This window comes from Marivita sp. (genome assembly GCF_020055635.1).
GTDB lineage: Bacteria > Pseudomonadota > Alphaproteobacteria > Rhodobacterales > Rhodobacteraceae > Marivita.
This window is the reverse complement of the sequence record NZ_JAIPUT010000061.1, coordinates 1-19,922: the sequence shown is the minus strand read 5'-3', so window position 1 is coordinate 19,922 and position 19,922 is coordinate 1. Positions and strand designations below refer to the sequence as shown.

The 19,922-nt window shown below is 64.8% G+C and carries 18 protein-coding genes and 1 tRNA gene; 9 read left to right on the top strand and 10 right to left on the bottom strand.

Annotated features, from left to right (window positions below; translation table 11 throughout):
• Positions 1-123: 123 nt before the first annotated feature.
• The 3 genes from LCF60_RS20000 to LCF60_RS19990 form a co-directional block, all read right to left on the bottom strand.
• On the bottom strand, positions 124-3,075 hold the full coding sequence (locus LCF60_RS20000; RefSeq protein WP_292294306.1) for a DNA translocase FtsK: 2,952 nt from the start codon (positions 3,073-3,075) through the stop codon (positions 124-126).
• 11 nt (positions 3,076-3,086) lie between these two features.
• Positions 3,087-4,277, bottom strand: a complete 1,191-nt coding sequence (locus LCF60_RS19995; RefSeq protein ID WP_292294305.1) for an aminotransferase class I/II-fold pyridoxal phosphate-dependent enzyme — start codon at positions 4,275-4,277, stop codon at positions 3,087-3,089.
• Between the two features lie 122 nt (positions 4,278-4,399).
• Entirely contained in the window at positions 4,400-5,728 is a 1,329-nt protein-coding gene (locus LCF60_RS19990; protein ID WP_292294304.1) for an amidase family protein, read from the bottom strand.
• A gap of 53 nt (positions 5,729-5,781) precedes the next feature.
• Between LCF60_RS19990 and LCF60_RS19985 the strand changes: the two genes are divergently transcribed.
• A complete protein-coding gene (locus LCF60_RS19985) occupies positions 5,782-7,032 on the top strand; it encodes a UbiH/UbiF/VisC/COQ6 family ubiquinone biosynthesis hydroxylase (RefSeq protein ID WP_292294303.1) in 1,251 nt (416 codons plus the stop codon).
• A 35-nt stretch (positions 7,033-7,067) separates the two neighbouring features.
• Here LCF60_RS19985 and LCF60_RS19980 read toward each other — a convergent pair whose 3' ends face one another.
• A complete protein-coding gene (locus LCF60_RS19980) occupies positions 7,068-8,594 on the bottom strand; it encodes a DUF2125 domain-containing protein (RefSeq protein ID WP_292294302.1) in 1,527 nt (508 codons plus the stop codon).
• 120 nt (positions 8,595-8,714) lie between these two features.
• Between LCF60_RS19980 and LCF60_RS19975 the strand changes: the two genes are divergently transcribed.
• The 5 genes from LCF60_RS19975 (at position 8,715) to lpxK (ending at position 12,604) form a co-directional block, all read left to right on the top strand.
• The gene (locus tag LCF60_RS19975; protein ID WP_292294301.1) at positions 8,715-9,467 is read left to right on the top strand and encodes an SDR family oxidoreductase; all 753 of its coding nucleotides are present in this window, start codon (positions 8,715-8,717) and stop codon (positions 9,465-9,467) included.
• Positions 9,464-10,084 carry an enoyl-CoA hydratase/isomerase family protein gene (locus LCF60_RS19970; protein ID WP_292294300.1) on the top strand — a complete coding sequence of 207 codons (621 nt, stop codon included), beginning with the start codon at positions 9,464-9,466 and terminating at the stop codon, positions 10,082-10,084. The genes LCF60_RS19975 and LCF60_RS19970 overlap by 4 nt, the downstream gene beginning before the upstream one ends.
• A gap of 63 nt (positions 10,085-10,147) precedes the next feature.
• Positions 10,148-10,384, top strand: coding sequence for a DUF4170 domain-containing protein (locus tag LCF60_RS19965; RefSeq protein ID WP_292294299.1), 237 nt, complete (start codon positions 10,148-10,150; stop codon positions 10,382-10,384).
• A gap of 4 nt (positions 10,385-10,388) precedes the next feature.
• Complete coding sequence (locus LCF60_RS19960; RefSeq protein WP_292294298.1) at positions 10,389-11,615, top strand: glycosyltransferase N-terminal domain-containing protein; 1,227 nt, start codon at positions 10,389-10,391, stop codon at positions 11,613-11,615.
• Entirely contained in the window at positions 11,612-12,604 is a 993-nt protein-coding gene (lpxK, locus tag LCF60_RS19955; protein ID WP_292294297.1) for a tetraacyldisaccharide 4'-kinase, read from the top strand. The genes LCF60_RS19960 and lpxK overlap by 4 nt, the downstream gene beginning before the upstream one ends.
• A gap of 3 nt (positions 12,605-12,607) precedes the next feature.
• Here the strand turns inward: lpxK and LCF60_RS19950 are convergent, their stop codons facing one another.
• The gene (locus tag LCF60_RS19950; RefSeq protein ID WP_292294296.1) at positions 12,608-13,471 is read right to left on the bottom strand and encodes an N-formylglutamate amidohydrolase; all 864 of its coding nucleotides are present in this window, start codon (positions 13,469-13,471) and stop codon (positions 12,608-12,610) included.
• Positions 13,472-13,617: 146 nt separating this feature from the next.
• Between LCF60_RS19950 and LCF60_RS19945 the strand changes: the two genes are divergently transcribed.
• Both LCF60_RS19945 and ykgO read left to right on the top strand, forming a co-directional pair.
• Positions 13,618-13,692, top strand: a tRNA-Val gene (locus LCF60_RS19945).
• Positions 13,693-13,774: 82 nt separating this feature from the next.
• A complete protein-coding gene (ykgO, locus tag LCF60_RS19940; protein WP_008562923.1) occupies positions 13,775-13,900 on the top strand; it encodes a type B 50S ribosomal protein L36 in 126 nt (41 codons plus the stop codon).
• 128 nt (positions 13,901-14,028) lie between these two features.
• Here the strand turns inward: ykgO and LCF60_RS19935 are convergent, their stop codons facing one another.
• On the bottom strand, positions 14,029-14,544 hold the full coding sequence (locus tag LCF60_RS19935) for a DUF3291 domain-containing protein (protein WP_292294295.1): 516 nt from the start codon (positions 14,542-14,544) through the stop codon (positions 14,029-14,031).
• A gap of 174 nt (positions 14,545-14,718) precedes the next feature.
• On the opposite strand from LCF60_RS19935, the gene LCF60_RS19930 reads away from it, so the two are divergent.
• Complete coding sequence (locus LCF60_RS19930; RefSeq protein WP_292294294.1) at positions 14,719-15,027, top strand: DUF4389 domain-containing protein; 309 nt, start codon at positions 14,719-14,721, stop codon at positions 15,025-15,027.
• Between the two features lie 10 nt (positions 15,028-15,037).
• On the opposite strand, the gene LCF60_RS19925 is transcribed toward LCF60_RS19930, so the two are convergent.
• The 4 genes from LCF60_RS19925 to LCF60_RS19910 all read right to left on the bottom strand — a co-directional run.
• Entirely contained in the window at positions 15,038-16,699 is a 1,662-nt protein-coding gene (locus tag LCF60_RS19925) for a peptidoglycan-binding domain-containing protein (protein ID WP_292294293.1), read from the bottom strand.
• A 95-nt stretch (positions 16,700-16,794) separates the two neighbouring features.
• Positions 16,795-17,967: an AMP-binding protein gene (locus tag LCF60_RS19920; protein WP_292294292.1), complete on the bottom strand. Its 1,173-nt coding sequence runs from the start codon at positions 17,965-17,967 to the stop codon at positions 16,795-16,797.
• Between the two features lie 43 nt (positions 17,968-18,010).
• Positions 18,011-18,835 (bottom strand): ABC transporter ATP-binding protein, encoded by an 825-nt coding sequence (locus tag LCF60_RS19915; RefSeq protein WP_292294291.1) that lies wholly within the window; start codon positions 18,833-18,835, stop codon positions 18,011-18,013.
• A gap of 72 nt (positions 18,836-18,907) precedes the next feature.
• Positions 18,908-19,922: ABC transporter substrate-binding protein (locus LCF60_RS19910; RefSeq protein ID WP_292294290.1), on the bottom strand; the 1,015-nt coding region annotated here is incomplete at its 5' end.

The following is a 19,922-nucleotide window of genomic DNA, read 5'->3' as shown; positions in this document are numbered from 1 at the left end:
CAAGGAATCGAAGTCGCATGGGGTCTTTGGTCCTGTCTGCTCGGAACTCTTGGACCCTATATGGAGAAACAGGCGCCGTTATGCGATAGCAGCACCCGTTTTTGTGACCGGATTGGCAGGTCCTTACTGTTCGGGGACCAGGATCTCGCGTTTGCCGACGTGGTTGGCCGCCGACACGACGCCTTCGTCTTCCATCTGCTCGACCAGCCGCGCGGCCTTGTTGTAGCCGATCGCCAGCTTGCGCTGGATGTAGGAGGTCGAGCATTTGCGGTCGCGGACCACGATGCCCACGGCCTGATCGTAAAGCGCGTCTTCGCTGTCGGTGTTGCCGCCGGTGTTGAGGCCCAGCACCGCGTCGATGTTGTCGGCCTTGTCGTCCTCCGGGCCTTGAACCACGCCACCGACATATTCGGGTGGGCCGAACGCCTTGAGATGGGTGACGATTTCCTCGACCTCCTCGTCGGACACGAAGGGGCCGTGGCAGCGGGTGATCTTGGCGCCACCGGCCATGTAGAGCATGTCGCCCTGCCCCAAGAGCTGTTCCGCGCCCATTTCGCCAAGGATCGTGCGGCTGTCGATCTTCGACGTGACCTGAAAGCTGATCCGCGTCGGGAAGTTGGCCTTGATCGTGCCGGTGATGACATCGACGGACGGACGCTGCGTCGCCATGATGAGATGGATTCCGCTCGCCCGCGCCATCTGCGCAAGGCGCTGGATGCAGGCCTCGATCTCCTTGCCCGCGACCATCATCAGATCTGCCATCTCGTCGACGATGACGACGATATAGGGCATCTTGACGGGCTGGATTTCCTCGGTCTCGAAGATCGGTTCGCCGGTTTCGTCGTCAAAGCCGGTCTGGACGGTGCGTTCGAACATCTGGTTCTTGCTCAGCGCGTCGGCGACGCGGCTGTTGTAGCCGTCGATGTTGCGGACGCCCATCTTGGACATCTTGCGGTAGCGGTCCTCCATTTCACCGACGACCCATTTCAGCGCGACAACCGCCTTTTTCGGGTCGGTCACAACCGGCGACAGAAGGTGCGGGATGCCGTCATAGACCGACAGTTCGAGCATCTTGGGGTCGATCATCACCAGCCGCAGATCGGCGGGCGTCAGCTTGTAGAGCAGCGACAGGATCATCGTGTTGATTGCCACGGATTTCCCGGAGCCGGTGGTCCCGGCAATCAGCAGGTGGGGCATCTTGGCGAGGTTGGCGACCATCGCGTCTCCGCCGATGTCCTTGCCCAGCGCCAGCGGCAGCTTGTGGTTGCCGTCGCCATAGTCGCGGGTCGAGAGGATCTCGCGGAAGCTGACCATCTCGCGCTTTTCGTTCGGAAGTTCGATGCCGATCACGCTGCGGCCGGGCACGGTGGAGACACGGGCAGAGAGCGCGGACATCGAGCGCGCGATGTCATCGGCCAGCCCGATCACGCGGGACGCCTTGAGGCCCGGCGCGGGTTCGAGCTCGTACATCGTGACAACGGGACCGGGGCGGACCGACACGATCTCGCCCTTGACACCGTAATCGTCCAGCACCGCTTCGAGCATGCGGGCGTTTTCTTCAAGCGCCTCGTCGCTCAGATGGTGACGTTCGATGGTGGCCGGATCCATCAACAGGCCAAGCGGCGGCAGGTCGTAATCGATCTCCTTGTCTTCGAATTGCAGGCGGGGCTGGGCTTCCTCCTGCGCGCGCTTCGAAGGCTGGACCGGCTTGCGCTGGGGTTGCTGGACCACCTTTTTGGCCTCGGGCTGCGGCACGGGGGCTTGCGGGACAGGCGTGTAGGCCGCCTGCGGTTCGTCGCTGTAATCGTCCCAGTCGGACATGTCCTCGAAAATGTTCTCTTCGGGCTCATCGGGCATGTCCGGCAGCGGCGGCACCTGACGGGAGGTCGGCTTCGGGGCTGTCACCGGAGGTTCGGCCCGCATCTGCGGCGCGGCGCGCGCGGTGACGGGCGGTTCGGGCGGCAAGCCATCGGAGGGCTTGAAGATCAGCGGATCGGGGCCGCGCCCGCGTCCCTTGGTCAGCGGGGCTGCGATGGCGGACATCACGGCGGGGTTCTGACGCACGCGGGTCTTGATCGCGTCGGCGATCTTGGCGCGAACACGGTCATCACCCGGCAGGGTCTCGGGCACGTCTCCCGATGGCCAGGTCTCGATCAGTTCGGGTTCCGGATCGGCCCGACGGATGAGCGAGGGCATCTTCGACAGGAAGCCGGTTTTCTGCGCCGGGGCCGGGTCCGCACGGCCCAGGCTGTCTTCTGCATGCAGCGCGGACGGCGATTTCGGCGCGACGCGGGTCACGCGCGGCTCATCCGGGATGCTTGCCTGCGCCGCGGCCCATTCGGCGGCCTCGGCCTCTTCCTGGGCGCGCAGGGCGCGGCGTTCGGCCGTCCTGGCCTGCATCTGGCGCGCAGCCCCGATTGCCCCGGTCGCGCCTTTGCCCAGCGCCGCCAGCAAAGTGGCGTAGACCATGATCACGCCGACCACGAGGAAACGCGCGATCCGCGCCAGTTCGGGTTTCGTGAAGCCCAGAACAAAGGCGCCCATCGCGATGACCAACCCGCCCAGAAGCAACATCACCAGCTTGAGACCGAAGGTGGTGCCCAGCGGCAGGATCGTCAGGATCGACCCCATCATCATGTCGCCAAAAAGCCCGCCCAGCCCGAAACTGTGGGTCCAGGCCTCGGTTTCCGGCACGCCAGCGGCATAGACAGCTGCCAGAGCGATCCAGATCGGTGCGAAGATCAGGCAGGTGATGGCGCGGTCTTCCCCCTTGTGCAGGGCAAAGCGCGCGCCCCAGACCAGAAGGACAAGCGCAACGCCCCAGCTTGCCCAGCCGACGATCATGAACAGCGGCGCGGCAATCGAGGCCCCCGGACGCCCCAGCCAGTTCTGCACCGGCGCATCGGTGGCGGACAGCCAGCTTGGGTCCTGCGGCGCGTAGGACCAGACCAGCGCAGCCGCCATCGCGCCCAGCGCCATGAGCACAAAGCCACCCAGTTCCTTGCCACGCTTCTCGATCGCAGCCTGCATGTTGCTGTCGAATAGGGGGTCACGCCCCCGCGCCTGATATGCCATCGTTCGCCTCTTTATTGGTCTTCACCGCCGTAAAGGCAGTCCCTGATCTGCGTCAGGCCGCGTTCTGTTTCGTCTTTCGGGGCCACCATGGCGACCCGGATATAGCCTTGGCCGGGGTTTCCGGCCTCGGTGTCGCGCGACAGGTATGCACCGGGCAACACCCGGACGCCGGTTTCGCGCCAGAGCTTCACCGCCGCCGCTTCGCCATCCTCGACCGGCAGCCACAGGAAAAACCCCGCCTGTGGCGACCGGTAGCCGGGCACATTGCCCAGGATACGGTCGGCGAGGGCGTATTTCTCGGCATAGAGCGCGCGGTTATCCGCGACATGCGCCTCGTCCTGCCAGACCGCCTCGGCCACCGCCTGAAGCGGCAGGGGCAATGGCGCGCCGGAATAGTTGCGCAACTGCTGAAGACGCCGGATCGATTCGGGGCCACCGGCCACGAAGCCCGCCCGCAGGCCCGGCAGGTTCGACCGCTTGGACAGCGAATGAAAGATCAGCACGCGCTCGGGGTCGGCGCCGATCTCATGCGCCACCTGCAATGCGCCCACTGGGGGCATGTCGCGGTAGATCTCGGAGTAGCATTCATCGGCGATGATCTGGAAATCGTGCTTTTCGGCAAGGCCGATCAGCCGTTCCCAGTAGGCGCGGTCGGCCACGGCACCCTGCGGGTTGGCGGGCGAACAGATATAGGCCAGCGCGGTGCGGTTCAGAACGTCTTCGGACAGGCCGTCGAAATCCGGCAGATGGCCCGTCGCCTCGGTGGCGTTCACGAAGACCGGCTCTGCCGCGACCGAAATCGCCGAGATCAGGTAGACCTGATAGAACGGGTTGGGCATCAGCACGACCGGTTGCGCGCCATTCTTGGTCTCGGGGCAAAGCGCCATGCCGGCGTTGTAAAGCCCCTCGCGGGTGCCGTTCAGCGTCATGACCTGCGTGTCGGCATCAACGCCCACGCCATAGCGCCGCTGCACCCAGTCGCGGATCGCGCCGCGCAATTCGGCGGTGCCTTCGTTCGGCGGGTATTTGTTAAACCCGGCCATGTTCTGCGCAAGGATATCCGAAATCCACGCCGGAAACGCGTGTTTCGGCTCTCCGATCGACATGTGAATCACCGGCCCACCCGGTTCATGCACGTCCAACAGGGCGCGCAGACGCGGAAACGCATAAGCCGGAAGGTTCGAGAACCGCTCGGGAAACATGCCAATACTGCCTCAGATCAAGGGTCGTTCGCGCCCTCTTTGGGGTCAAATTACATAGCCGGTGGCAGCGCGTCCAGAAAAACAGCGTGAAGATCAGAGCGTTGTGGCTTTAAGGCCAATCTTCAGGCCAGTGCCGCTTCGGCCGCGAGCCCCAGCCGCAACAGCCGCCGTTCGTCGCGTGGCGCCGCCATCAGCGACACGCCGGAGGCCGGAATGCCCGTCGGCAGCGTCAGCGCGCACAGGCCCATCATGTTGCCGATCCGTGTGTTGCGCAGTGTGAGCAGGTTTTCCGTGACATAATAGTCACTATCGGTCATCAACCGCTCTACATTTGGCGGGGTGATCGGGCAGGTCGGGCACAGCACCGCATCGAATCCGGCGGTCGCCTGAAGATAGGCCGCGCGATACCGGTCCAGCTTGTGCCAGGCGGCCACGTAATCGGCGGCGGAGAAATCCCTGCCGGATCGGAACCGCGCGAGGATCTCGGCGAACATCGCCTCCGGATTGGCCTCGATCACGTCTTTCCAGGTGCCATAGGCTTCGGAGCTGTAGAGAATCGGGGCCAGCGTGATCACCTCTGCAACCTCGGGCACCGCGACCTCCACGATCTCGGCCCCGGCCTCGCGGAACCGCTGCACCGCATGATCGAAGCTTTTGCGCGGCGCATCGCGCAGGTCGTCCAGAGCGACAGTGGTCAACACGGCAAGGCGCGTGCCGCGCAGCGACGCGGGCGAAAGGTCGATTGCGGGTTCGCCTTTCATCACCGCAAAGAGCAGCGCCGCATCCTCGACCGATTTGCACAACGGACCAACCGTGTCGAATTTTGCCGCCAGCGGCACCGCCCCCTTGAGGCTGAGCACGCCGGAGGTTGTCTTGAGGCCCACAAGGTCGTTCCACGCCGCCGGCACCCGCACCGACCCGCCAGTATCCGACCCGATGGCCGCCGGTGCCAGCCCGAAGGCGACCGATGTCGCAGCCCCCGAGGACGACCCGCCAGGTGCGTTGTCGGGGTTGTGAAAGTTGGGCGCGGTCGCGGTCTTGGGGTTCAGACCAAGGCCGGAAAACGCCAGTTCGCTGAGATGGGTCTTGCCCAGGCAGACCAGGCCCTGATGCGTGGCGGCTTGCAGCACCTCGGCATCGTCGTCGGGAATGCGCCCTTCGAGCAGTTTCGATCCGGCTTCGGTGACCACGCCCGCCGTGTCGAACAGGTCTTTCCAGCTGATCGGCACGCCGTCCAGAGGCGAGCGGCGGAGTTTCAGCCGCGCCCGTTCCTGCGCGGCGCCGGCTTCGGCGAGGGCGCGGTCGGGGGTCAGGCGGGCATAGATGCGATCCCGGTGTTCATGCGCGTCGATGGCATCGAGGAAGGTCTGGGTCAGATCGACCGGATCGACCTCGCCCCTGTCAATGCCGCGTCCCAGATCGGCGGCTGTCATGCCCTGCCATGCGCTCATGTGTCGTCTCCCCTGCCCTGTCGTTCGGCGCGACGGTAGCGGCACAGAAGCGCATGGACAATCCCGCCAGGGCTTCCATATTTCGCAACATGAACACATCCTCAGATATCCTGATCGTCGGCGGCGGCCTGAACGGTCCGACGCTGGCCCTTGCCGCCGCCAAGGCGGGTCTCAGCAGCACCGTCATCGACGCCCGCCCGGAAGGCGCCCGGCGCAGCGACAATTTCGACGGGCGGTCCTATGCGCTGGCGCTGGCCTCGGTGCGGATGCTGATTGCGCTGGGGCTTTGGGACGGGTTGAAGGCAAATGCCCAGCCCATGCACGAGATCAAGGTCAGCGACGGGCGCGCGGGGGATGCCGAGGCGTTCCTTGGCCTGCATTTCAACAGCGCCGAGATCGAGGAAGGCCCGATGGGCCACATGCTCGAAGACCGCTATCTGCGGCGCGCCTTGCTGGAGGCGATGGCGGCGGAACCGTCGATCACGCATCTGGCGGGTGAAACGGTTGTGGATCAGGCGGTGAGCGCCTCGGGCGCGTCTGTGACCTTGGCATCGGGCGAGGTGCTTGGCGGCAAGCTGATCGTCGGGGCGGATGGCCGGCAAAGCGGCACCGGTCAGCGCGCGGGCATCCGGCGCACCGCGTGGGATTACCCGCAAACCGCGCTGGTCTGTGCGATTGCGCATGAAAAACCGCATGGCGGCGTGGCGCATCAGCTTTTCATGCCGGCCGGGCCGCTGGCGATCCTGCCGCTGACCGGCAACCGGTCGTCGATCGTCTGGAGCGAGCGCAAGGGGCTGGCCGAAGAGATCAGTGCCTTGTCCGAGGAGGACTACCTCGCAGTGCTGCGCCCGCGTTTCGGCGATTTCCTGGGCAAGATTTCACTGGCCGGAGAGCGGTTCACCTACCCGCTCGGCCTGACCGTGGCGAACCGGTTCATCGCGGATCGGCTGGCGCTGGTGGGCGACGCCGCACACGGGATGCACCCGATTGCGGGGCAAGGGCTCAACGCCGGGCTGCGCGATGTCGCGGCGCTCGCGCATGTGATCGGTCACGCGGTGCGGCGGGGCGAGGATTTCGCCAGCCCGCAGGTGCTGGCGCGGTACGAGCAATGGCGGCGGTTCGACACCGCCACCCTGCTGACCGCGACTGACCTGTTCAACCGACTGTTTTCAAACGACAACCCTATCCTGCGCGCGGGCCGCGACCTTGGCATGGCGGCGATCAACGCGATCCCGGGTGCGCGGCGGGCTTTCATCCGCGAGGCGGCGGGCCTGAACGGCGAACTGCCGGACCTGATGGCCTGATAGGACCGGGCGGGGACAGGCCCCACCCGGCGCTGTCACTGGATCCGCATCCCGTTTGCAAGGACATGCCCCTGCTCGTTGATCGTGAGCGACGATTTCAGGCTGTCCGCCCCCTCGCCCGGCACGGCGAACATGCTCATCATCATCCGCGCGCCCATGGCGTCTTCGGAGGTCAGCAAACCCATCCCGATCAGCTTGTCGATCAGCGTGTTGGCCCCGTTGATGGTCAGATCCACGTTGCCCGTCGGGCGCGGGAAGCCGCCAAAGGTCTGAAGGTCGTCATTGTCGAAGGTGAAGGACCCGCTGCCTTCCAGCTTTGCCCCGGCGGCCTCGACCGTCAGATCGTTCAGGGTCAGCGAATTGAGCTCTCCGGGCGGCTGTCCGGTCGCTTCGATGCGGGCCATTGCCGTCGGATCGAAGAGGTTGACCGAGGGTGTCACCTTGCCGGTCAGGTCAAGCGCGATGGTCGCCGGATCCCTCGGCAGGGCGGCACCGGGATCGAAGATGTTCCAGAGCAGGTCCGACATTTCGAACCCGCGCAGGTTCAATCCGAACGCCATGTCCTGCGGGGTCTCGGATTCGGCGATCGGCAGCCTGATGTTGAAGGACGATTCTGCCATGCTGACATCCACCGGCACCGGCATGTCCGGCCCCGACAGCGTGACGGCCTGGTCGGTGGCCGACACGTCGTAACGCACCGCGGTGGTGTCCATGTCGAATTCGAGCTGAACCGCGCCTGTCCGTGTCGTGCCCGAGGTGGTGCCGCTGTCGTCGGTGGCCGCGAACTGGGACTGGCCGTCCTCGTATCCCAATGTCCCGCTGGCCGAGAATCCCCCGGACATCAGGCTTTGCGCGTCCGACGGGTCGAAGCCTTCGGGCAAGGTGGCCGCGCTCGCGACCGACAGCGCCTGCATCGAGCCCGACAACAGCGCCGCGTCCTCGCTTTCGGGGTCATTGAACGCAAGGTCGTAGCTGGCCGCGCGCGTCTGGACGTCCTGGGTAATCGTGGTGCCGTCCGAGGTTTCGGTGGTCGTGCTGCCCGACACGTCGTCCAGCACGAAGTCGAACCGCGCGGCCTCGCGGCCAAGCTCCTCTCCGTTGACGATCAGTTCGGTCAGGGAAACCGCAAGCTGGTTGGCGCTGTAGCGGTAGGTCATCGCCCCGGGGTCGCCCGAGACCACGATCTCGAGCCCGTCATTGGCGTAGTCGAGCGTCATGTTCACCGCATCCTCGTCTTCGGGCGCGGCCTCGATCCGGATCGGCATGGAGCGCGGGAAGACCATCGATACCGACCCGTCGTCGTTTTCGACAAGGTCGATCGCCTCCATCTGCACCGAAACGGTGCTGTTTTCCTCGGGGTCCGTGACCCGCATCACGACATCGGTCACATCAAGCCCGTCGGCGGCGGCGGTCTCGGTCGCGCTGACGGAATAGCCGAAGCCCTGCATCGCCGAGTTCAGGCCGTCCCAGACCTGCTGGGCCGTCAGGTCGGCGAAGGCGGGGCCGGACGCGATGCCAAGGGCAAACACGGAGCAGGTGGACAGGCGTAAAAGGCGCGGCATGGCGGTATCCTTTGGTCAAATTCCCGATTGCAGCTTCGGACGCCTGCCCGACAGGGTCAAGTGGGTGGACCTCGGGGAAAGTCCGAAGTAGCAGTGCTGTGAACAGAAGGAGGGCCCTCCATGACCGATCTGACCGGAAAGACCGCGCTGATCACCGGCGCAAGCCGCGGCATCGGCGCCGAGGCTGCGCGGGTTCTTGCCAAGGCCGGGGCGAATGTCGCGCTTCTGGCCCGCAGCGCCGACAGCATTGCCGATCTCGCCGGAGAAATCGGCAAGAGCGCCGTGGCGATCCCCTGCGACATCAGCCGTTACTGGGAGGTCGCGCAGGCCGTCGAAAACTGTGTCACCGCATTCGGGGGCCTCGATATCCTGATCAACAACGCCGGCGTGATCGAACCCATCGCCCGCATGGACGAGGCCGATCCCGACGGCTGGGGCCAGGTCATCGACATCAACCTCAAGGGTGTCTTCCACGGCATGCGCGCCGCCCTCCCGGTGATGGAGCGCGCCGGCGGCGGCACGATCCTGACCGTCAGTTCGGGCGCGGCGCACGGGCCGGTCGAGGCCTGGTCGCATTATTGCGCGTCCAAGGCCGGGGCGGCGATGCTGACCATGTGCCTGCACAAGGAGATGGCGGAAAAAGGCATCCGCGCCATGGGCCTGTCGCCCGGCACCGTGGCCACCCAGATGCAACGCGAGATCAAGGCCAGCGGCATCAACCCGGTCAGCCAGCTTGACTGGTCCGACCACATTCCGGCCGACTGGCCCGCCCGCACGCTGTTGTGGATGTGCGGACCCGAGGCCGACGCCTATCTGGGCGAGGAAATCTCGCTGCGCGACGAAGCCATCCGCCAGAAGGTGGGCCTGACGTGATCGAGATTCACAATGACGGCACGCTGTGCGTCCTGACGATCAACCGTCCGGACAAGGCCAATTCGCTGACTGCCGACATGCTGGATGCGCTGTGCCAGGGCGTCGAGGACGCCCGCACCTGTCGCGCGGTGATCCTCACGGGCGTGGGCAAGGTGTTTTCCGCCGGGGCCGACCTCGAGGCGGCCAAGGCCGGTCTGGCGACCAGCCCGCTATGGGAACGGCTGTCGGGGGCCATCGCGCGGCATCCCGGCCTGACCATTGCCGCGCTCAACGGCACGGTGGCCGGCGGCGCGATGGGGATGGTTCTCGCCTGCGATTTGCGCATCGCCGTGCCCGGCACCAAGGTGTTCTACCCGGTGATGAAGCTGGGCTTCCTGCCGCAGCCCTCCGATCCGGCTCGGCTCGCGGCGCTTGTGGGCCCGTCCCGCGCCAAGTTGATTCTGATGGCGGGACAGAAAATCCTCACGCAGGAGGCCCTGACCTGGGGGCTGATCGACGAAGTGACAGAGGCCGATGCGCTGATGGAGCGCGCGACCGCGCTGACCGGAGACGTGTGCGGCGCCACGGCTGAACACGCCCGCGCGATCAAGGCGCTGATCTCGCAAAGGCTGCCGTAATCGGCTTGACCCGCGATCCGAGCCACTTAGGTTGGCTGCACCGCAGCAAGGAAGGAACACCCCATGTCCCAGCACCTGCACATCGTCTTTGGCGGAGAACTGGTCGACCCCTCGGGAAACGAATTCAAGAACCCCGATGACATCCATGTCGTCGGCATATTTCGCGACCGCCAATCTGCCCTGGAAGCCTGGAAAACCGAAGCGCAGCGGACGGTGGACAACGCGCATATGCGCTATTTCGTAGGGGATTTGCAGACGCTGATCGATGCGAGCACGTCCAACCCCGAGGCGCAGGACTGACCATTTGGCGCGCAGGCCGTTCAGTCTGACCGCGTATCTGGCGCTGGCACGGGGCAATGATCGCCCTGCCGCCGACGCGCCGCCCTGGCCGGATCGCCCCAAGGGGCCCCTGCTGTGCCTGCACAGCGACACCCGGACGCGCCTGGAAACGCTTCTGACGTTGCTGCAGAGGTTGCGCAACCAGCGGTCCGATTTCTCGCTGTTGCTGACCTGCGACGCGGCGCAATCCGAGGGGTTCCTGCTTGACGATCATGTTGTCGCCGCGCCGCCCAACGAAGCGCTCGGCGACATTCATCGGTTTCTCGACCACTGGCAGCCTGACATGATGGTCTGGGCCGGCAATGGCCTGCGCCCCGCGCTCATTCACGAGGCTGCAAAGCGCGGCACACATCTGCTGCTGGTCGATGCCGCCGACGCCCCGTGGCGGCAACCGTCAAAGCGGTTTCTGCCCGACGCCTCGGCAGGCGCGCTTGGCCTGTTCCACAGCATTCTCGCCCAGGATCAGACGGCCGCAACGCGCCTGCGCCGTCTCGGCGTGCCCGACAACCGGGTCGAGGTCGCCTCGCCACTCGAGCCCGAGATCTTCCCGCTGTCCAGCCATGACGGGCTGCACGAGGAGCTGACCGCGCTGCTGGCCGGACGTCCGGTCTGGCTCGGGGCGAACATCCATCGCGACGAGGCCGACGCCATCCTGCGCGCCCACCGGCGAGCAGCCCGGCTCGCGCACCGGTTGCTGCTTGTGATCGTGCCGTCCGATCCCGATGACGAACCGTTCCTGGCCGAGCAGTGCCAGGAAGTGGGTCTTCGCCTCGCCCGTTGGGAGCATGGCGACATGCCGGATGAGAACACGCAGGTTCTTCTGGCGGGGGACGACGGCGAACTGGGCCTCTGGTATCGACTGGCGCCCTTGTGTTTTCTGGGTGGATCGCTGGCGGGCAAGACGGGAGGTCATTCTCCGATGATGGCTGCCGCGCTGGGATCGGCCATCCTGTACGGCCCCAATGTCGGGCGGCATCTGGACGAATATTCCCGCCTTGTGGCAGCCGGTGCGGCGCGTATCGTGAAAGACATGGAATCGCTCAGCGCCGCTGTCTCGCATCTGATCGCGCCCGACCGGGCCGCCGCAATGGCCCATGCCGGGTGGACCGTGGTGTCTGCGGGGGCGGAAACCGCAGACCTGATCCTCGACCAGGTCAATGAATGGCTCGACGCAATGGAGGCTCCCCGATGAGGCCGCCATTGTTCTGGGACGCGCCGCCGGACGCGCCCGGGCTGCGGGCCCGGCTGCTGGCCCCCCTGGGAGCGGTCTACGCCGCGCTGACCGCGCGTCGCCTGCGCCGCGGCACCGCATTTCGGGCCGGGGTTCCGGTGATCTGTGTCGGCAATGTCAACGCGGGCGGGACAGGCAAGACGCCGACCGTCATTTTCCTGATGCAGATGCTCGACCAGATGGGAAAGGCAGCGCATGTCGTGTCGCGCGGCCATGGCGGGTCGATGACCGGTCCGGTCCGGGTCGATCCGCGCGCCCATTCGGCGCAGGAGGTGGGCGACGAGCCCTTGCTGCTTGCAGCCTTCGGTCCGGTCTGGGTCGCCAAGGACCGCGCCGCCGGGGCAAGAGCGGCTGTGCAGGAGGGTGCAGAGGTCATCCTGCTGGATGACGGGTTGCAGAACCCGAGCCTGCACAAGGATCTTTCGCTGATCGTGGTGGACGCGACGCGGGGCTTCGGCAACGGGCGGTGCATCCCGGCGGGACCGTTGCGCGAACCGGTCGGGGCGGCGATGGCGCGCGCCGATCTTGTCCTGTCCATCGGACCCGAGGCCGCGCAGGGACAGTTCGCGACGACGTGGGGCGCGCAGATTTCGCTGCCGCACGTCACCGGCCACCTGGCGCCGCTGCAAACCGGCATGGACTGGGAAGGCGTGCGCTGCCTCGCCTTTGCCGGGATCGGCCATCCCGCCAAGTTCTTCCACACGCTGAACGAGCTCGGAGTCGATCTAGTGGAAACCCGCGCGCTTGACGACCACCAGGCGCTGACACCGGCCTTGCTCACCCGGCTTGAAAAGGACGCGCAGGCGGCCGGGGCGCAGCTGGTCACGACCGAAAAGGACGCGGTGCGCCTGCCGCAAAGCTACCGGATGAAGGTGCTGACGGTGCCGGTGCGCCTGGCGATCCCCGAGGACGGGGCGCTCAGGACCAAGCTGAAGCAGCTCTTCGACTGAGCGCTATTCGGCGGCCAGCGGCATGTCATCGGCCTGACCGGTGGCGGCGATCTCGGCGATGATGCTGCGCAGCAGCTTGCGGAAATTGTGGAAATTCGCGTTTGGCCGCACGTCGCGCTCGTTCATGTAGAGCGACCGGTCGATCTCGATCTGAACAGCGTGCTGGCCTCTGGACGGCCGCCCGTAGGCCTGCGTGATATAGGCCCCGGCGAATGGCGTGTTGCGCGCCACGACAAGCCCCGCATCGGCGAAGGCCGCTTCGATCTGGTCGACCACGGTCTGGCTTGCCGAGGCGCCGAACCGGTCCCCCAACACGATCTGCGGCCGCCGCGACGATGCCTTGGCGACGCCATCAAGCGCCTCGCGCGGCATCGAATGGCAATCGATCAGAATCGCTTCGCCGAACCGGTCATGGGCCGTGTTCATCAGCTTGCGCAGCTGCGCATGATAAGGATGCCAGAATTGCGCGATGCGGCGTTCTGCCTCGGCCAGGGTCAGCTTGCCCTGGTAGATCGGGCGTCCGTTCGCCACGACACGCGGCACGACGCCCAGCCCCGAGGCGACACGCGGATTGTGGGTCTGCCGCCGCACGCCTTCGATCAGCGCGGGGTCCAGTTCCTCGGACGACCGGTTGAGATCGATGAACGCCCGCGGCGCGCCGGCCCTGAGGAAAGGCGCGCCGAATTGCGGCGCACAGTCGAACAAGCGGTCGACAAACGCATCTTCGGACGACCGGATGGTCAGTTCGTCAAGAGCCGTGTAGCGCAGGAAATTCCAGCTGTAGTCGCGCCCGGAATGCGGCGACGCGAACACCACCCGCGATGTGTGGGCTTCGGGTTGAACAAGATGATATGCGACGTCTGGCATGGGCTCTCCGTATAAACCAACATAGACTGATTTTTTCCCTGACCAAAAGCCCTTGATCCCGGTTCCGACTCCTTTTATAGACCGCTCCACCGGCGCGGTTTGACGCGCCCCTTTTATTTGGGGCGGGTGAATCGCAAAGGGTCAAAGGGCGATTAGCTCAGTGGTAGAGCACTTCGTTGACATCGAAGGGGTCACAAGTTCGAACCTTGTATCGCCCACCATTGAATTCGCCGTCCCGGGCTTCGGCTCGGGGCATCCGCAACCAAAAGGGCGCTCGCGCGCCGCGATAAGAGGAGAGACCCCATGAAGGTCAAGAACTCGCTTCGTTCGCTGAAGAACCGCCATCGCGACTGCCGCGTTGTGCGCCGCAAGGGCCGCGTCTACGTCATCAACAAGACGCAGCGCCGGTTCAAAGCCCGTCAGGGCTAAGCGGAAACTGCAGATATTGCGAGAAAGCCGTCCCACGTGGGCGGCTTTTTTGTTTTTGCGCTCTTGATTCGAATTTCTGGGCGACAACGCGGAAACGCAGCGGCAATTTGGCTTGAACAGGAAAAATCTCAGGTCCGAAGCGCCTGGATACGTGATTTATCAAGTTTGGTCTTCGCACCGAATTGGTCGAATGGCTCTTTGAAAGTGAACGCCGTCGGCTTCGATCCGTGGTCGTGCAATTGCTCAAGTCGTTCGACACCTTCAGACCAAGTTGGATAGCCGCGATCAAGATGCCACCACATCACCAAAGGTGGCCAATCAGGGCTGACAAACCATTCCCGACCCCGTTTGAGGGCTTCGGAATGCAAGCCGAAATACGTGAAGGCAAAAAGCGCCTCCAAATCGGTCCAAAGCGAAAGTGTGGCGGGGGACCATCCGTCGCCTCTATCTTGGTAAAACCTGGGATACACTTCGGCCCCCCAGGGATTGGGACCGGGATCGGATGCGTAGCCGGATCGCGCGATGAGGCCGCTTGCTTTATCGACATTCTCGAAAATGGGATCATTGAGTTCATAAAACCCGTCATTGACCGCATCGTCGGCCGGTTTTGCGAACATGCCGAATGTGTAAAGAGCGAGCGGCATGTTTGAACCCGATATTATCTCGATTGAGATCGATACCTAGCAGGCCACGCCCGCTGTGACAAAGATCTCGAACGGGGCAATGGCAATCCACGTTCCAAGACAATGCGCGTTAGCGCTTGCGGTCAGGACACGATATACTCGCCGCAAATCGTGCGACACGGAAGGAGCGCCACAATGTCGTCCTCTGAAGAAGACAAAGTGTCCGGCCGCCTGAACGGCGAACAGGATGAGCCGAGCAAAACCGACAGCCTGCCGGAACGGCTGCTTTACATGATCCTGATCGCCATCATGATTTCGGTGGCGCAGACGGTGCTGGGCGTCATGACCATCGTGCAGTTCGTCATCATGCTGGTGAACAACAAGCAGCCGAACGACCGGCTGGCGGAATTCGGCACCGATCTTGGCATCTGGATCGCCAAGGCCGCGCGCTATCAGACGGCGGCCAGCAACGTGAAGCCCTGGCCCTGGACCGATCTCGACTGATGCCGCGCCGTCAGCGCAGGATCGTGTCCGCCATCAACCGCACCACCGTGGCCTGATCGAGATACCCCGACACCCGAAGATTGCGCGCGTCCTGGTAGCGCCGGATCGCCCGGCGGGCGTCTTCGTCGAAGGTGCCGTCCACGGTCCCCGGGTTCAGCCCCAGATCGGCCAGGCGCGCTTCGGCCAGGCGGCGCGCGGCATCGTTCAGCCCAAGTGCGGCCTCTTCCGATTGCGCCCGTTCACGGATCGCCCTGTCTTCCGAATTGCGGTCGAAATAGTCGATCCGCGCGCGCGCCTCCTCAACAAAGGCGCCGTCGGGCCGGTCCGCCAGGTAGGCGCGATAGGCTGCTTCGGTGTCGGTGTCGCGGGCCGCCTGCCAGCGGCGGCGGTCCTGATCCTCGGCCTGCGCGCGGCGCTGCTCTTCGATGGCGTCCAGCCGCGACTGCGCCTCTTCGGCGTAGATCCCGTCGGGAAAGCGCTTGAGATAGGCGCGATAGCCCGGCTCGTCGCCCTGCGCCCCGGTCTCGGACCAGAAGGTGCGGTCCTGGCGTTCCAGCTCTGCGCGTCTTTCGCGCGCCTCTTCTTCCAACTCGGCAGCGCGGCGTTCGGCCTGCGCATCGAGCCGCGCGATCTGGTCCGCGTTCAGGTATCCCGACGCCGTCGCCCCGTTGTCATTTTGCCACGCCGTCACCGCCCCGCGTGTGCCACGGCCGAAAATGCCGTCGATGCCGCGCGTGTTGTAGCCCAGAAGCGACAGGTCGCGCTGGATCTCGCGGCGGGCATCCCGCGACAGGGCAAGATCGGCTTCGGCCTGTTTCTCGCGGTAGAACGGCTCGCTCCGGATGGTGGTCAGACGCTGCCGCGCCTCGCCCGCATGGCTGCCTTCGGGGAACGCCGCCAGGTAGGTTTCGTAGCCGGCCTCGGTGTCCGCACTCAGGGCTTGCTGCCATGCTGCGTCATCTTCCGCGGAGCGATCCTCGTCGGCGGTCTCGGGCGTCACTTGCGGCAGGGTCACGTCCTGCCCTGCGAAAAGCGGCAGGTCGCGCGGCACGAAGCCTTGCAGGCTCAATCCGGCCGACCGCGCCAGCGGCAACACATCGTCACCGGTGGCGTCGGACAGGTTGCGGACGAATCGAACCGCGTCGCCCGCCGGTCCGACCGCCACCGTGACGCCCTGCGGGACATCGCGCAGAGGCAGGGTTTCCGACAGGGCGTCGGGTAAGTTGCGGTCGCTCTCGACCTCGCCCAGCACGATGAGGGCGCGACCGGGATACTGCGCCGCGATGGCGTAGGCGGCATCAAGCGGGAAGCCCTCGGTCAGCACCGCGCCAAGAGACACGTCCTGCATGCCCGAGGGCAAGAGATAGCTGCCAGCCACGGTCGACACGAATTCTCCGGTCAGCAGGATGCCCACATCGATGGTGGTGGCATCCAGCCCCGCGACAAAATCGCGGAATGCAGTGCGCATCGTCGGACCGTCGGCGCCCGACACCAGACCCACCTCGGCCCCGCGGGATTCGAATCCGTTGCGCAGGCTGTCCAGATCGCCGCTGCCGGTCAGCCTTTGCAGCACGCTTGCATCGCTGTTGCCGATGATCAGCAGATCGCTGTCTGCCAGCGCCGGTCCGGCCAGAATCAGTGTCGCGCTCAGCGAAAGGGCCAATCGTTTCATAGGTGTATCCTCCGTCACTTGGGCAGAGTAACACATGAAAACGCCAGGTTATCCAATAGCGCGGCCGATATGGGCCAGAGCCCCCTGCCTCCGGGTCAGTCGTAGACGCGCACGTCCTCGATCACCAGGCCGTCGCGCGGCAAGGCTCCCGGCGGCACCAGTTCGACGCGCCCCTTGAGCTTGAGCATCTCGACGATGCTGGTCTCGAACGGGGCGGAATCCTGCGACCTGGTCTCGATCCGCACGGTCATCACGTCCATCTCGCCATCGCGGCTGGCGACGATGCGGGCGCGGTCGATCTCGGCATGTTTCGCCACGAGGGCGGCGACCTGTTCGGGGCGCACGAACATGCCCTTGATCTTGGTGGTCTGGTCGGCGCGGCCCATCCAGCCCTTGATGCGGCCATTGGTTCGGCCACAAGGGCTTTGCCCCGGCATCATCGCGCTGAGATCCCCCGTGGCAAAGCGCACGAGCGGGTAATCGGCGTTGAGCGACGTGACCAGCACTTCACCCACCTCGCCCATCGCCACCGGGTCGCCGGTGCCGGGGGTGACGATTTCCACGATCACGCCTTCGTCGATCACCATGCCTTCCATCGCCGGGGTCTCGTAGGCGATATGGCCGACATCGGCGGTGGCGTAGCATTGCAGGCAGGAAATCCCGCGATCCGCGTACCAGTCGCGCAATGACGGGAAAAGCGCGCCGCCCGACACCGCCGCCTTGACGATGCCCAGCGTGACACCCATCTCGTCGGCCTTTTCGAGGATCACCTTGAGGTAATCCGGCGTGCCCGCATAGGCCGTGACACCAAGGTCATGCGCTGCCTGCACCTGAAGCTCGGTCTGGCCGGTGCCCGCAGGCAGGACCACCGCGCCCACGGTCCGCGCGCCGTTTTCAAAGATCATGCCCGCCGGGGTCAGGTGGTAGCCAAAGCAGTTCTGCACGATATCGGTGGTGCCAAAGCCTGCGGCATGCAGGAAGCGCCCCATGCGCCACCAGTCGCGGCTGACGCCACCGGGTTCATAGATCGGCCCCGGCGACTGGAAGACATGCGCGAGGTTCGACACCGGAAGCCCACCGAACGGTGGCTTGTTCTTTTGCCGCTGGCTCAGGTCGGATTTGCGCAGCACCGGCAAGGTTGCAAGGTCGGACAGGTCGTTCAGCGGGTCGATCCCGTGCGACGGCAAGAGCGCGTTGAGCGCCGCAAGCTGATCCGCCGCGCGTTGGTCGGCGCTTCGGGTTTCCAGATCATCGAAATGGGTGGTCATGGCAATTCGGCCTTGTTTGTACAGATCAGGTGGGAAGGATGCATCACGCCAGCCAGCGCTTGCGGCGGCGATAGCTGCGCACGTCGCGGAAGGATTTGCGGCCCTCGTCGGACACGCCGAGGTAGAATTCCTTGACGTCCTGGTTCTCGCGCAGTTCGGACGCGGGGCCGTCCATCACGACACGGCCATTTTCCAGAATGTAGCCTTCATGTGCATAGCGCAGCGCGACGTTGGTGTTCTGTTCGGCCAGAAGGAAGGACACGCCTTCGTTCTCGTTCACCGATTTCACGATCTCGAAAATCTGTTCGACCAGCTGCGGCGCGAGCCCCATCGACGGCTCGTCGAGTAGGATCGTCTTTGGCCGCGACATCAGCGCGCGTCCGATCGCCGTCATCTGCTGTTCGCCGCCCGAGGTATAGCCCGCCTGGCTTTTGCGGCGTTCCTTGAGGCGTGGAAAATAGGAATAGACCAGTTCGAGGTCGTTCTGGATCGCGGCCTTGCCATCCTTGCGCGTATAGGCGCCGGTCAGCAGGTTTTCCTCGACCGTAAGGTGACCGAAACAGTGCCGGCCCTCCATCACCTGGATCACGCCGCGCTTGACCAGCGCCGCCGGGTCGAGGTCCTGCACGCGCTCGCCCTCGTAGAGGATCGACCCCTTTGTGACCTCGCCCCGTTCCGAGTGCAGCAGGTTGGAGATCGCCTTGAGCGTCGTGGTCTTGCCTGCGCCATTGCCGCCCAGAAGGGCCGTGATGCCGCCCTTCTTCACCGACAGGCTTACACCTTTCAGAACGAGGATCACGTGATTGTAGATCACCTCGATATTGTTGACCTCAAGCAGGGTCTCGTTCGTGCGTCCGGCATCCAGCATGATTTTACCAAGTGATAAAATTTCAGGGAAACTCCCGGCGACACGCTGCGCCGCCGGGGGTACGGTGCGGTCTTAGTTGCTGACCGAGCACTCTTCGTTCATGTCCCAAGGCGCGTTCGAGCTGGCATATTCCGCCGCCGCCTCTTCGATCAGGTCGGCATAGGCATCGACATTCGGCTTGAGCAGGTCAGACGCCTTGACGAACTTGGCCCCGTCCCATTCGAGCATCCAGCCACCGGAATGTCCGGTGTGGTTGGCGCAGGAGGTCGAGAACGGCGGCACCATGCCTTCCATGCCCAGTTCTGCAATCCGCTCTTCGGTCAGGTTGATGTTTTCCAGACCCCAGCGCAGCTGCGTCGGGCTGATCTCGGCAGTGTCGAAGTTTTCCTGCGCGTTCTTGATGCCCTCGGCGAGGATCGCCGACATCACGAGACCACGGCCATAGAACACGCCCTGCATTTCCTCGTCATTGGTCTGGCTCAGGCCCGCGTCGATGACACGTTCCTTGATGTCCTTCATCAACGGCGCGTCCATGTTCGGGAAGGACCAGGAGATCGACTTGTAGCCCTTGCCCTCTTCGCCAACGAGCCGGAGGTCTGCATCATGACCGGCCCACCAGACGCCGACAAAGTTTTCCATCGGGAACTTGGTCTTGACCGCTTCGGTGATGGCCCCGGCGTTCATCGCGCCCCAGCCCCACATCACAACATAGTCGGGACGTTCACGACGGATTTGCAGCCATTGTGCCGACTGGTTCTGCATTTCCTTGAGACCGACCGGGATCGGCAGAAGCTCGAAACCCTTGCCCTCGGCATGCATTTCCATGACCGGAATCGGCTCCTTGCCGAACGGGTGATCCAGGTGCAGGAACGCGATCTTCTTGCCTTCCAGGGATCCTCCCTCGTTCTCGAGGTGCTGGACGATCATGTCGGCGGCGTCCCAATAGCCGGCGGGCATGTTGAACGCCCACTGGAAGACCGTGCCATCGGCCATCGGCGAAAAGCCATAGCCCGGCGCGAGGATCGGGATCTCGTCCACATTGGTCTTGGGCAGCACCTGAAGCGTGATGCCGGTGGACCAGGGCTGC

Excerpts from the sequence above, each read along its gene's own strand:
- LCF60_RS19965 (WP_292294299.1), top strand. The coding sequence starts at position 10,148 with ATGTCCCAGCACCTGCACATCGTCTTTGGCGGAGAACTGGTCGACCCC.
- LCF60_RS19925 (WP_292294293.1), bottom strand. The coding sequence starts at position 16,699 with ATGAAACGATTGGCCCTTTCGCTGAGCGCGACACTGATTCTGGCCGGA.
- LCF60_RS19930 (WP_292294294.1), top strand. The coding sequence starts at position 14,719 with ATGTCGTCCTCTGAAGAAGACAAAGTGTCCGGCCGCCTGAACGGCGAA.
- LCF60_RS19990 (WP_292294304.1), bottom strand. The coding sequence starts at position 5,728 with ATGAGCGCATGGCAGGGCATGACAGCCGCCGATCTGGGACGCGGCATT.
- LCF60_RS19985 (WP_292294303.1), top strand. The coding sequence starts at position 5,782 with ATGGACAATCCCGCCAGGGCTTCCATATTTCGCAACATGAACACATCC.
- lpxK (WP_292294297.1), top strand. The coding sequence starts at position 11,612 with ATGAGGCCGCCATTGTTCTGGGACGCGCCGCCGGACGCGCCCGGGCTG.
- LCF60_RS19915 (WP_292294291.1), bottom strand. The coding sequence starts at position 18,835 with ATGCTGGATGCCGGACGCACGAACGAGACCCTGCTTGAGGTCAACAAT.
- LCF60_RS19950 (WP_292294296.1), bottom strand. The coding sequence starts at position 13,471 with ATGCCAGACGTCGCATATCATCTTGTTCAACCCGAAGCCCACACATCG.
- LCF60_RS19920 (WP_292294292.1), bottom strand. The coding sequence starts at position 17,967 with ATGACCACCCATTTCGATGATCTGGAAACCCGAAGCGCCGACCAACGC.
- LCF60_RS19995 (WP_292294305.1), bottom strand. The coding sequence starts at position 4,277 with ATGTTTCCCGAGCGGTTCTCGAACCTTCCGGCTTATGCGTTTCCGCGT.
- LCF60_RS19935 (WP_292294295.1), bottom strand. The coding sequence starts at position 14,544 with ATGCCGCTCGCTCTTTACACATTCGGCATGTTCGCAAAACCGGCCGAC.
- LCF60_RS19975 (WP_292294301.1), top strand. The coding sequence starts at position 8,715 with ATGACCGATCTGACCGGAAAGACCGCGCTGATCACCGGCGCAAGCCGC.
- LCF60_RS19980 (WP_292294302.1), bottom strand. The coding sequence starts at position 8,594 with ATGCCGCGCCTTTTACGCCTGTCCACCTGCTCCGTGTTTGCCCTTGGC.
- LCF60_RS20000 (WP_292294306.1), bottom strand. The coding sequence starts at position 3,075 with ATGGCATATCAGGCGCGGGGGCGTGACCCCCTATTCGACAGCAACATG.
- ykgO (WP_008562923.1), top strand. The coding sequence starts at position 13,775 with ATGAAGGTCAAGAACTCGCTTCGTTCGCTGAAGAACCGCCATCGCGAC.